Below are 12,271 nucleotides of genomic sequence, written 5' to 3'. Positions count from 1 at the left end.
ACCGATATGGTCGGGGCGAAGCTGCTCCAGGCAAGCGGAGAGCGTCAGCCGGCCTTTGCCAGACGGGCTATCCAGGAACGGCGCGGCTTGCGCAGCAAGTCGCGTCCGATCACCGATACGCCAGTTCGGTTCTCCAGAAACTCCTCCGAATTCAGGATCGAGTGCAGGATTTCGACCTTGGTCGTGCCGTTGTTGAGCAGGGCGATGTGATGTTCCAGGCCGGCTGGATCGACGCGACGGCCGAGCAACTGCTCATAGAAGGCACGGACAAAGAATTCCTGATCAAGCGCAAGCAGGTGATCGACATGCACTTCCGTCGGCGCGACGAAGTTGTTGGCCATCGGATTGGGCTGAGTATCCTGCTGGCTGATCAGGGCGAAGCGACGCAGGACGTCGCCGTCCTTGGTCCGCTTGATGATCCGCCGATAGAGATCGGGTTGCTCAATCAGGCTGGTGCAGAAGTCGAACAGGCCCTTCGACCACTGATCCCAGTCGATGCTGTCCTTTTCTACCACACTGGATGTTTCGGCGCTGATGGCCTTTTTGATCAGCGCAGGAATTTCCTTGTTGTCGCGGAACAGGAACACGCCCTTGATGTCGCTATAGGTCGCCAGAATTTCCCGCGTCGGGGGGATGTCGCGGGCGACGATCGGCTTGCCCAAGGCGAGCGCGTTGAGCAGCGAAAGGCCAAAGCCCTCATAGTAGGAAGGCAGGACGACAACGCTGGCGCGCGCAAAGATGTCGTTCATCTCGTCTTCGGGAATGACCCCGGATTGCAGGATGCGGGCGTTGCGGGCAGTCGTGGTGCTGCCACCCAGGGTGACGACTGACAGGTTCGGCATTTCCTTGGCGATAACGGCGCCAACGGGTTCCGATGCCTTGTGCGGGAAATGGTTTCCCATCACCAGCACATGCTCTCGTCCCTTTTCGACATCGCCGAAACGAGGTTTGTAGGCGGAGACCTGCGTGGGCAGCAATTTGGTGTAGACCGGCGTATTGAATTCGCGCTCGAACCGATTGCGGAAGGTCAGTTCAGAAAATTCGCTGTTGAAGAACAGGCCATTGGCATGTTCGGCAATATAGGCCCACAATGCTTGAAGATCGTTACTGGCGCGCAGGTGGCTGCAATCCAGCGCGATCACATCCAGCATGCCGTAGATATTAATCGGCGCCAGATGTTCCATCACATTGACGATATGCAGATCGAAAGGCTGACCAGGGAAGATCGAGATCGCGTAATTCGCCTCATAATCCTTGCGGACCCGAATGCGCTTGAGCTCGTCGATCCCGTGGAATTTGGCAACCGACGGTTCGCAGATGGCATAGATTTCGAAATTGTCGGGCGCCATCTTGTCGCACCAGCGCACGAAATGCATCATATGCTCGCTCGTGCCATTGTGGTGCTTGCCGAATGTCAGCAGGTTCAGGGCAATTTTCAGCTTGCCCTCGATGGTCGGAACCAACTGCCGGATCTTCAGTTCGGTGCGATAATCGGCGGAGGCTTCGAAATCCCATACCAGCGGCAGGAATTCGGGATGCCGAGCATTCATTTTCTGCAGATTGCCCTGCTGCTGCCCCTTGAGGTCCATGTCATGCAGCATGAACGACGCTGAGCCGGCATGATAAGCAAAGGCGTGGTTGGCCATGACCGCGCGGTAGCCGACCTTGCCGGCACGCATCACCATGTCATTTTCTTCCTCGTAACCGAGGCCGAATTCCTCGTCGAGAGTGCCGAAATTCAACACCACATCCGGAGCGATCAGCATATAGAAGCCGACGGCTGTAGGCGACCAGGTGTAGCGGTCCAGATGATGATGAACAGACTCCCAGGCCTTGTAGCAAACTTCCGGTGTCGTCGCGATGCCGGACATATTGTGGGGGGCCTGGGGGAAGGTTGAGATGGACGCGTTGTTCGACCGCGGACAGACAAAGCCGATCTGAGGATCGGTTTCCAGCACGGCCATCATTTCGGCCAGCGTATTGGCGTAGGTGATGGTGTCGCTGTTGACCAGGATCGCGGCGGCCTGCCGCTGCTTGGAAAGCGTCAGCCCCTTGTTGACGCTCTTGACGAAGCCCAAGTTTTTCGGGTTGCGGACAAGTTCATGGATGATCCCCTTGGCCCTCGCCTGAGCGAGATAGCTATTGACGGCGGTATCATCCGGGGAATCGTTGATGACGATGATGCGGGGGTCATAGGCCGCGACTTCATCGATATGCTGGACGAGCGACGTGATGCACGCTTCGACGAGGTCGACATTTCGATATACCGGGATGATCAGGTCCAGCTTCATGCGAAATCCTTGCATTTAATTCTGAGTCTTCAAGATGAGGTCGTTTACTGCGCGCGCTTCACTGCCCGAGCTTTGCGCGCTCGATCAGCGGGCGCCACCAGTCCTCATTCTGCAGATACCAGTGCAGGGTTTCGGCAAAGCCCTGTGGGAAGTCGCGCGCTGGCGCATAACCCAGTTCACCACGGATCTTGGTTTCGTCGATCGCGTAGCGACGGTCATGCCCCTTGCGATCCTCGACATAGGTCATCAGTTCTTCACTCGAACGACCCTGAGCCGCTGGTGCGTCCGGGAAACGGTCGGCCAGCGTCGGGTCTTTGGCGAAAGCGGCATCGACCCCGCGGCATATTTCGCGGATCACCTCGATATTGGGCAATTCCTGACCGCCCCCGACATTGTAGGTTTCCCCCACACGCCCGTCGCGCAAGATGCGTTCGATGCCGACACAATGGTCATCGACATGCAGCCAGTCGCGGACGTTCATGCCATCGCCATAGATGGGCAGCTTGCGCCCGGACAGGGCATTGAGGGTGAACAGCGGGATCAGCTTCTCTGGAAACTGGTACGGTCCGTAATTGTTGGAACAATTACTGGTCGTCGTCTCCAGGCCATAGGTGTGCTGATAGGCGCGAACGAGATGATCCGAACCGGCCTTGGACGCGGAATAGGGCGAGTTGGGGGCATAGGGCGTCGTTTCGCTGAATGCCGGGTCTTCGGGTTCCAGCGTGCCATAGACTTCATCAGTCGACACATGGTGGAAACGGTGGGGCTTGCCCGATCCCTTGTCCAGCCACGCGGCCTTGGCGGCTTTTAGCAGGCTGTGCGTGCCGACAACGTTGGTGGTGACGAACGCGTCGGGACCGGTGATGGAGCGATCGACATGACTTTCGGCAGCGAAATGGACGATCGTGTCAACGTCATGCGCGTCGATCAACCGGGAGACAAGGGCGGTATCGCAGATATCGCCCTGCACCAGTTCGACCCCATCAAGACCGGCAATGTTGGCCGGGTTGCCGGCATAGGTCAGCGCATCAAGAACGATGATGCCATCGTCCGGCGAGACTTTTTTCCAATGATGCACGAAATTCGAGCCAATAAACCCAGCACCACCCGTAACGATCAGGTTCGCCATTCCCCCAATGCTCCTCAAAATCACACCCAGATGGGCTCGCAATCGTCCTCAGCCACAACATGGCCTCGTCTGCAATCCCCTCCCTATCGCTTAGTATCAATTCGGTGCGTCTTTATGACGTCACCCTATCCTCATGCCGATCTTCTCGGCGATAACGAAACGGAGTTCGTCGCGCTCGCGACAATTGCCCAGATCGCTACAAAATGACGGAAATTGAAATCGCCCTTGGAATGATCGCCCCGACAACCTGTTGACGCAACTTTGTCGCTAGAACCGACGGGCTGTCACTCTCTCCTTCCTGTATCCTTCCTGGACGGAAGATTGAACAATTTTCAGCCACAAGACCGCTATATGCGAACGCCAATGTGGTCGCATGCTCCTGGCTTGATTGCAAATTCATTTCCATGTTCATGGCAGAGCCAGGGCGATGAAGCCGACGCCCAAGGGACGAAAATCTTCCCCCACGCCCAATGAGGCCGGCGAGTGTGGGGCACTATGTTCAAAGGCTAGGATCACGTCGCCCTTGTCGATCGAGGAGGGCGGTAATTTCAGGGTCAGCTTCTGCGCCTTTGCCCCGAGATGGAAATGGCCCAGAAAATATCCGTTGGCCGTGATGGCGATGCGCGGCCGTTCATGTCCGGGGGCGACAAAGGCGCGTAATGTCAGGTGGACGGCGACATAGCCGTGGCTATGGTTCGGGATATGGAAGCGCAGGCTGTGGTTTTCGTCACGACCCCAGACCCCCCAGCCTTCGACAGGCCACCAGCCGGTCGCGAGGAAATCATCTATGGGCCGTTCATAGCCGATGCCGGCGCCCTGACCGCGTTCCAGGAGGGGGTAGCCGGTTTCCGACCACTGGTTGGTCGCGGCGGGACTGGGATGGGTATGAGGTGGCGTGGCTCGTACACTGGCCAGCGCGGCTTCCAATTCCTGGACACGGGCTTCCAGCCAGGTAATCCTTGCATCTTTCCTACCGGTCGCCGGAGCGTCGTCGCCGTCGAGATTGTTGATATCCATTCAGAGCAAGAACCTTGGTTGTAAGGACAATGTTAGAGGCAGATTGTGGCGCGTGGGTAGGCGTTGATGATTATATCCCATCCTCTTCCATCGTCACGATTTCGGCAGAGAGATAGATTGCCTCCGCCAGTTCATGTGTAACCATCATGATGGGGATGGCGCTGTGGCGACGGATATTATCCAATATGTCGAGAATATCTGCCTTCCGCTGCTGGTCGAGGGAGGACAGGGGTTCGTCCAGAAGCAGGAAATCGGGATTGGCCAGCAACGCGCGGCCGATCGCGACCCGTTGCGCCTCTCCCCCTGAAAGGCGCGCGGGCCAGCGATCCAGCAGATGGGCAATACCGAGGGCCGATACGATCTCCGCCAATGTGACCGAGCCTTCCGGCCGATAGCCGTAAAGCAGGTTGGCGCGTACCCGCATATGCGGAAAGAGCCGGCGGTCCTGAAAGACGTAGCCGACACGACGTTGCGCGACCGGCAGGTCGATGCCGGCCTCGCTGTCGAACAGAGTCCGGCCGGCAATCTGGATTGCGCCGCTGTCGGGCCGCGCCACGCCGGCAATCATGTCGAGAATGCTGGACTTGCCGATTCCGGAGCGGCCGACCAGGGCAATCAACGGATTGCTGCTGCGATGGGTCAGGCCGATGGTTCTGGCGCCAATGGTGCGGCGAATGTCGATATCAAAGGACATGCTGCCGCCCTCCTTGCGCGATGCGCCGGGCCAGAAGTTCCGAAAGCATAAGCGCGACTAGCGAGAGCATCACGGATATCAGGGCCAACCTGCCGACCATCATTTCGGCACCTGGCACTTGGAGCGCCGAATATATGGCGATCGGCAGCGTGCGGGTTTCTCCCGGTATGTCCGACACGAACGTGATCGTGGCGCCGAATTCGCCAATCGACCGGGCAAAGCCCAGTACCAGGCCGGCCAGCACGCCGGGGAGCGACAGGGGCAGGGAGATGCTGAAAAATATGCGGCTTCGACTGGCCCCTAATGATTGCGCCGCCGTTTCCAAGCGGCGATCAATCGCCTCGATCGATAGGCGCATGGCCCGTACCATCAGAGGCATCGCCATGATCGCAGCCGCCAGCGCGGCGCCGGTCCAGCGAAACAGCAGGGTAATGCCGAACCAGCTTTCCAGATAATATCCGATCGGCCCTTGCGACCCAAACAGGATCAGCAAAAGCCATCCTGTTACGACAGGCGGAATGACCAGCGGCAGATGGACCAGGGCGTCGAGCAGCAGCTTTCCAGGGAAGCGCGCGCGGGCGAGCAGCCATGCCAATGCGAAAGCGACTGGCAGCATCGCTCCCATCGCCGCCAGACTGATCTTCATGGAGAGCAGGATGACGCTCCATTCTCCAGCACTCACCGCAGTCAGCATGGCAGTGCCGCTTGAAGGCGCCGATGGCCGATATTGTTGACGTCATGGCTCTGCAATATCGGCGCGCCATTCGTTCTTTTCCGCACACTATGCGTGAAAGGATTGTCGTTTCGTCTTGCAGGCGATAGCAGCACGGCGACCTTTTACAGCTAATCCAGCCTTCCGCCATTTTCTTTTTCAGGGGTTTGAATGAAAGATCTTGTTGCATTCGATCTTGATGGAACGCTTGCAGAGAGCAAGCAGCCGCTAGGAGAGGCGATGGGCGAGGCCCTGACCCGGCTGCTCAAGGTGGCCCACGTCGCCGTGATTTCTGGCGGCGACTGGCCGCAGTTCGACAAGCAGGTGGCGAGCCGCCTGCCGGCCGACGCGGACCTGTCGCGGCTGTGGCTGATGCCCACGACCGGTACCAAGCTTTACACCTATCAGCAGGGCGCCTGGACCCCGGTCTATGCCGAACTGTTTGACGAGGCGCAGAAGGCGGCGATCCTGACCGCGTTCGACGCGGCGCTGGAAGCGACCGGCTTCGTGCCCGAGCAGACCTGGGGCGAGCGGATCGAGGATCGCGGCAGCCAGATCACCTTCTCCGCGCTTGGCCAGCAGGCGCCGATCCACGCCAAGGAAGGCTGGGATCCCGACTTCGCCAAGCGCAAGATCATCCAGGCCGACCTGCGCCAGCGCCTGCCGGGCCTGTCGATCAACATGGGCGGTGCGACGTCGATCGACATCACGCGCGAAGGCGTGGACAAGGCCTACGGCCTCAAGAAACTGCGCGACGCGAGCGGCATCGCGCTCGACGCGATGATGTTCATCGGCGACGCCATTTTTCCGGGCGGCAACGACTATCCCGCCAAGGAACTGGGGCTCGACACGGTGCGCGTGCGCGATCCGCAGGAAACGCTCTCGGTGATCGACGCGATCGTCGCCTGCCAGAAATAGACAGCGATATGGACAGGGATCAGGGTGCGCTGAAGCCGTAACGGCCAAGGATCGCCCGGCCCTGCGCCGATAGCAGGAAGCGGCGGAAGCCTTCCGCGTCGCGGTGGCGACTGGCGGTCAGCCGCGCTACCGGATAGCGGATCGGCGGATGGCTGCCGGTCGGGAAGGTCCCGACCGTCTGCACCGATTTCGAGGCGCGGGCGTCAGTTGCGTAGACGATGCCGAACGGGGTGGCGCCGCGCTCGACCAGGGCGAGGGCGGCGCGCACGCTGTCGCCGCGCGCGACCTTGTCCGCGACCGAGGGCCAGACATTGAGCGCGGTGAGCGCCGCCTTGCCATATTTGCCCGCCGGCACGGCGTCGGGATCGGCCATGGCGAGGCGGCCGCCGTTCAGCGCTGCGGCCAGCGGCATGTTGCGGCCGATGCGCAGCCGCACTGGCTTGCCGGCCGGGGCGACCAGCACCAGCCGGTTGCCGGCCATGTCGGCGCGGCTGCCGCGCGCGACGAAGCCGGCCTTCTGGATGTCGTCCATCCAATCCTCGTCGGCGGAGGCGAACAGGTCGGCGGGGGCACCGGCCTTGATCTGCCGGGCCAGCGCCGAGGAGGCGGCGAAGGACAGGACCGGGCGGGCATGGCCCTGCCGCGCCCAGGCATCTGCGGCGGCATTCATCGATTCCTGCAGGCTGGCGGCGGCAAGGACCAGTGGTCCGCGCTTGTCCTGAGCAGCGGCCCAGGATGGTGACAGCAAAAGGGACAGGAGCGCGAGCGCGCGCAGCAGAAGCGGAATCGGATGAAGGAAGCGCATGGGTGCCTTGTGCGCCCGGCGCAGCGGCCATGCAATTGTCGGCACATGCTTTTGTCGCCGCGCCCGATACGCTAAGCAGGCGTCGGTGATGCCGATCCTTCTTCCCTTCGTCCGTTCCGGCCGGACCCGCGCAGCCCTTTGACATGGCAGTGATACGCACGCTTTGCGGCCGGTGCGGCGTCGGCTGTGGCCTGCGCGCCATCACCGGCGAGGATCGCGACCTGATGGTCGAAGGCGACCGGATGCATCCGGCCAATGCCGGGCGGCTGTGCGGGCGCGGGCTGGAAATCGCGGAAGAGGCCGGGCTGGAAGGGCGATTGCTCCAGCCGATGATCGACGGTCGGCCGCAACGCTGGGAGAAGGCGATCGCACAGGTCGCCCGGCGCTTGTCGGCGGTGATCGCCCAGCATGGCCCGGACAGCGTGGCGCTGCATGTCGGCGGCGGCCTGCTGACCGAGGATTATTATGTCGCCAACAAGCTGATGAAGGGCTTCATCGGTTCGGCCCATGTCGATGCGGGCTGGGCGGCGAATGACGGCGCGGCGCTGGCGCAGCGCGCGGCCTATGGCGAGGATGTGATGCCCGCCGCCTATGAGGATATCGAGCGGGCCGAACTGATCCTGATGATCGGCGCGGACCTAGCGCAGGACCATCCGGTGCTGAACGCGCGGATCGCGGCGGCGCGGGCCGAGCAGGGCGTCGAACTGCTGTTGCTGGCGGCGCCGGGCGAGGGGGCGAGCATCGAGGCCGACCTGCGCATCGACGTGCCGCGCGAGGGCATGGCGTCCTGGATCGCCGGGCTGCTGCGCCATTGCCATGATGTCGGCGCGACCGATGGCGACTATCTGGCGCGCAGTGTCAGCGTGCCGGCGGATTTCTGGGCGCAACTGCGGACCCGCCATGATTTGTGGTCGGTGGCGCGGGGGTGCGGCCTGTCGCCGGTGGAGTTGCGTGCGCTCTATGACCGGATCGCGGCCGTGCCGCGGATCGTGACGCTGTTTGGCGGCGCGGATGAAGCGCTGGCGCGGGCGGTGATCGATTTCCATTTGGCGACGGGGCGGATCGGCAGGCCGGGGGCGGCGCCCTTTGCCATGACGGCCGCGGCCAATGGCATGGGCGGGCGCGAGGTCGGCTGCAATGCGAGCGGCCTCGCGGCGCATCGCGGCTTCACGGCAGAGGCGATGGCCGAAATAGCCCGCTTCTGGTCGGCCGAGGCGATGGCGACCGGGCCGGGGCTGGACGGCGCGGACTTGGCCGGCGCGGTGCGGGACCGGCGCATCCGCGCGCTGTGGAGCATAAGCGGCGACGGCATTGATCCGGCCTGGCTCCGCGCAGCGCTGGACGCGGTGCCGCTGGCGATCCGCTCCACCCCCTGGGCCGATCCCGAGCGGGACGGGCGCGGCATCCTGCTACCATCGGCAAGCTGGGTCGAGAAGGACGGCACGCTGACCGGGGCGGACCGGCTGATCAGCCGCCAGCGCCGGCTGTTCCCGCTACCCGGCGAAGCGAAGCCCGACTGGTGGATCGTCACCCAGGTCGCACGCGCCATGGGCTGGCAGGCGGCCTTTCATTATGAATGGGCGGCGGAAATCTATCGCGAGCATGTGCGGCTGACCGCCTATGGCAATGAGGGCGCACGGCTGCTCAACCTGCGCCGCCATGCGCCGATTTCCAACCCCGCCTATGAGGAACTGACCCCCTGGCGCTGGGGCGAGCTGCCGTTCGACGAGGGGCGGTTCCCGACGCCGGACGGCAAGGCCCGCCTGCCGCCGCTCTAAACCACGGCCATCTGGTAGAGAAAATCGACGAAGCCGGCGGTGGCGCCGTCATAGCCCATCACCTTGGGATTGCTGCTGTCGATCAGCAGATATTCGTCCGGCGCATGGGCGCCCGATCCATGGCCCAGGCCAAACTGGCCGGCGGGCAGGGATACCGGGGCGGAAGTGAAGACATAGCCGGGCCACGACCCGGCGAGGCGGGGATAGACGCTGGTCTTAACCCCGGCGCGTTCATAGGTGGCGCGTTCCGCCTTGATGAGCGGGCTGTCCTCCGCCGTCTCGGTCGGGTCATAGCCGCCCGAGACATTGACCGCGATGTCGCCATAGCCGCGCTTTTCGAGATGCGCCTTCAGCTTGGCGACGCAATCCTCCATCGTCTGGTTCGGCACCAGCCGCAGGTCGAGCTTGGCGACGGCGCGGCCAGGCAGAATGGTCTTGCCGCCCGGACCGGTATAGCCCGACACCAGCCCCTCGATATTCACGGTCGGCATCGCCGCCAGCCGCTCCAGCGTCTCTTGCCAGCCGGTCTCGCCGACCCATTGCTTGACGCCGAGCTGCTTCAACTCGTCGGCGGAGGAACGCTTGGCCGCGCTCTCGGCGATCAGGGCCTTTTCACGGGGCGTAAGCGGCCGCACCTTGTCGAACCAGCCGTCGATCGCCGGCGTGTTGCCATCAGGCGTGACGAGCGTGCCCAGCGCCTCGACCAGGCGCCAGGCGGGGCTGTCGACGATCGCCTTGTAGCTGGAATGGATGTCCTTGGCCGGACCCCGGCCCCAGGCCTCGCCCGAGGCGACCAGTTCCAGTTCGACCACGCCCTTGGCGCCCAGGTTGATCGAAACGCCGCCATCGACCGGGCTTTGCCAGGAGGCGGGGATGATGACGCCGCTGCACGGCTTGAGCGCGGCCAGCACATCGGGGCGGCGGACGATCTGAGCGAAATGGGGCGATCCGATCTCCTCCTCGCCCTCCGCCACCAGCACCAGATTGACCGGCGGCTTGATGCCGGCGGTGCGGAAGGCGTGGAGGGCGGCCAGCATCGCGCTTTCCGGCCCCTTCTGGTTGGTGGCGCCGCGACCGACCATCACCTTGCCGAGCCCCGGCTTGTCGACGATCCGCCCTTCGAGCGGAGGCGAACTCCATTCGGCCGGGTCATATTGCTTGACGTCATACATGAAATAGAGGCCGAGTGTGCGTTTGGCGCCATTGTCCATGGTGGCGAAGACGCCGGGCGCGCCGTCGGTCGGCACCCGCTCCACCTTCTGGAAGCCGGCGTCCTTGGCCAGCATCATCATATGGGCGCAGCCCTTTTCCATGTCGCGATCCTCGGCCGCGATCGAGGGCAGGGCGATCCAGTCGCGCAGCCGCGCGACGGCGGCGTCATGATTGGCGGCGATCGCCTGATCGAGCTTCGCCCGGTCGCCGCCGGCGGCAGCCAGCCCCGCGCCCGGCGCCAGCAGCGCCGCCCCCATCGCCGCGCCCTTCAGCATGGTCCGTCGATCCGCCTGGTCCATCATGATTGTCTCCCCTGTGAAGCGGCCATGGTTGCGGATCGGCGGCGGGAAGGAAAGGGGGCTGATGCGTCAGTGCGACGCGACAGGTCGAAGTTCACAGTGTCGTGCGGCATGCGCCGGGGCATTTTGGGGCGGATTCCCGTGGGGCTGGTCGGGATGAGGCGCCTGCGACGCGACAATGAAGCGACAGCGAATTGACAGCGAAGCGACAGTGTCGTGGCGGCGAGAGCGGCGCTGGTATCCATGGAAAAGCATGGAACAGAAAAGGCGCGGGTGGGAAAGGGGCCTGCGGTGAAGCGGATGGGTGGGCTAGGTTTCGTGGACAAAGGTTGACAGCAGGATCGGGCGTTGATTCAAGGCTGCCTTTTGGAGGTGGCGTTGGGCGAGCGTATTGGGCTGACGGAGGACGAGTGGGGGATCATCGGCACATTACTGCCATCTGAGCGTGGTCGTGGCTGTCGTCCAGCACAGGACAACCGGCTGTATTTCGAAGGCATGATGTGGATCGCCCGCACAGGTTCGCAATGGCGCCACTTGCCGGATGAATATGGCAAGTGGAACAGCGTTTTCCGCCGCTACCGGCGCTGGGTTACGACCGGGGTGTTCGAGGCGATGCTCGAGACACTGGGCGAAATGGTGGCTCGTGATGCCACTGCGGACATGATCGACAGCACCGTGGTCCGAGCACATCATTGTGCCGTCGGCATAAAAAAGGGACTCAGGAAACCGAGGCGCTTGGCCGATCGCGAGGCGGATTCAGCACAAAGCTCCACGCCCGCTGCGATGCCAAAGGCCGACCGCTCGGCTTTGTCCTGACGCCGGGCCAGAGCCACGATATCCAAGGCTTTGGCCCGCTGTTCCGTTTGATTGCTCATAAGATCGAGGCATTGTTGGCGGACAAGGGCTACGATGCAGATGCCATCCGCGAGGAATTGGCCAATGCTGACGTTGAGGCTGTCATTCCCGCCAAAAGCAATCGGCGCGATCCAATCCCACACGATCGCGAAAAATACCGTTGGCGCAATCTTGTCGAACGCCTCTTCAACAAACTCAAGAACTGGCGGCGTATCGCAACTCGATACGACAAAACCAAAGAGTCCTACCTCGGCTTCGTCAATCTCGTCTCAGCCCTGCAATGGATACCCTTTGTCCACGAAACCTAGGGAGGCGACCGATTGCCGTTATTGCTTCGCTACGCTTGCAATGGCGATGTGGGGCTTTGACGGCTTGCGACCATAGTTCGACTTTTGTCGCGGCTATGAGCATCCCCAAGAGGGGAAGGCCATTCAAGGCCGCAAGCAAATCGCTCAGAATTTAACGCATCAAATATTGGATGAGCCGGAACATTAGCAATGGAAATGGAGTAAGTATAAGTGTCGACGCAATCAAACAAAATGCTATAGAAATGAGGTCTGA

Annotated in this window: 9 protein-coding genes and 1 pseudogene; 3 read left to right on the top strand and 7 right to left on the bottom strand. The window is 62.3% G+C overall.

Annotated elements, in window-relative coordinates; all coding sequences use genetic code 11:
• Window positions 1–44 precede the first annotated feature (44 nt).
• The 5 genes from N6H05_RS24225 to modB form a co-directional block, all read right to left on the bottom strand.
• The gene (locus N6H05_RS24225; protein ID WP_284112042.1) at window positions 45–2,291 is read right to left on the bottom strand and encodes a glycosyltransferase; all 2,247 of its coding nucleotides are present in this window, start codon (window positions 2,289–2,291) and stop codon (window positions 45–47) included.
• A 58-nt stretch (window positions 2,292–2,349) separates the two neighbouring features.
• Window positions 2,350–3,420 (bottom strand): dTDP-glucose 4,6-dehydratase, encoded by a 1,071-nt coding sequence (gene rfbB / locus N6H05_RS24220; RefSeq protein WP_284112041.1) that lies wholly within the window; start codon window positions 3,418–3,420, stop codon window positions 2,350–2,352.
• A 408-nt stretch (window positions 3,421–3,828) separates the two neighbouring features.
• Entirely contained in the window at window positions 3,829–4,437 is a 609-nt protein-coding gene (locus N6H05_RS24215; protein WP_284112040.1) for a hypothetical protein, read from the bottom strand.
• A 70-nt stretch (window positions 4,438–4,507) separates the two neighbouring features.
• Window positions 4,508–5,131, bottom strand: coding sequence for an ATP-binding cassette domain-containing protein (locus N6H05_RS24210; protein WP_284112039.1), 624 nt, complete (start codon window positions 5,129–5,131; stop codon window positions 4,508–4,510).
• The gene (gene modB, locus N6H05_RS24205; protein WP_284112038.1) at window positions 5,121–5,825 is read right to left on the bottom strand and encodes a molybdate ABC transporter permease subunit; all 705 of its coding nucleotides are present in this window, start codon (window positions 5,823–5,825) and stop codon (window positions 5,121–5,123) included. The genes N6H05_RS24210 and modB overlap by 11 nt, the downstream gene beginning before the upstream one ends.
• Before the next feature lie 189 nt (window positions 5,826–6,014).
• Between modB and N6H05_RS24200 the strand changes: the two genes are divergently transcribed.
• Window positions 6,015–6,761: an HAD-IIB family hydrolase gene (locus tag N6H05_RS24200; RefSeq protein WP_284112037.1), complete on the top strand. Its 747-nt coding sequence runs from the start codon at window positions 6,015–6,017 to the stop codon at window positions 6,759–6,761.
• Between the two features lie 19 nt (window positions 6,762–6,780).
• On the opposite strand, the gene modA is transcribed toward N6H05_RS24200, so the two are convergent.
• Window positions 6,781–7,566 (bottom strand): molybdate ABC transporter substrate-binding protein, encoded by a 786-nt coding sequence (gene modA, locus N6H05_RS24195; protein WP_284112036.1) that lies wholly within the window; start codon window positions 7,564–7,566, stop codon window positions 6,781–6,783.
• 143 nt (window positions 7,567–7,709) lie between these two features.
• On the opposite strand from modA, the gene N6H05_RS24190 reads away from it, so the two are divergent.
• Entirely contained in the window at window positions 7,710–9,344 is a 1,635-nt protein-coding gene (locus tag N6H05_RS24190) for a molybdopterin oxidoreductase family protein (protein ID WP_284112035.1), read from the top strand.
• On the opposite strand, the gene N6H05_RS24185 is transcribed toward N6H05_RS24190, so the two are convergent.
• Entirely contained in the window at window positions 9,341–10,855 is a 1,515-nt protein-coding gene (locus tag N6H05_RS24185; RefSeq protein ID WP_284114306.1) for a M20/M25/M40 family metallo-hydrolase, read from the bottom strand. The two genes, N6H05_RS24190 and N6H05_RS24185, sit on opposite strands and share 4 nt — an antisense overlap.
• Window positions 10,856–11,227: 372 nt before the next feature.
• Between N6H05_RS24185 and N6H05_RS28335 the strand changes: the two are divergent.
• Window positions 11,228–12,018, top strand: a pseudogene (locus N6H05_RS28335) (IS5 family transposase).
• The last annotated feature ends 253 nt before the right edge of the window (window positions 12,019–12,271 follow it).

This window comes from Sphingobium sp. WTD-1 (assembly GCF_030128825.1).
Classification (GTDB): domain Bacteria; phylum Pseudomonadota; class Alphaproteobacteria; order Sphingomonadales; family Sphingomonadaceae; genus Sphingobium.
This window is presented reverse-complemented; position numbering and strand designations above follow the sequence as displayed.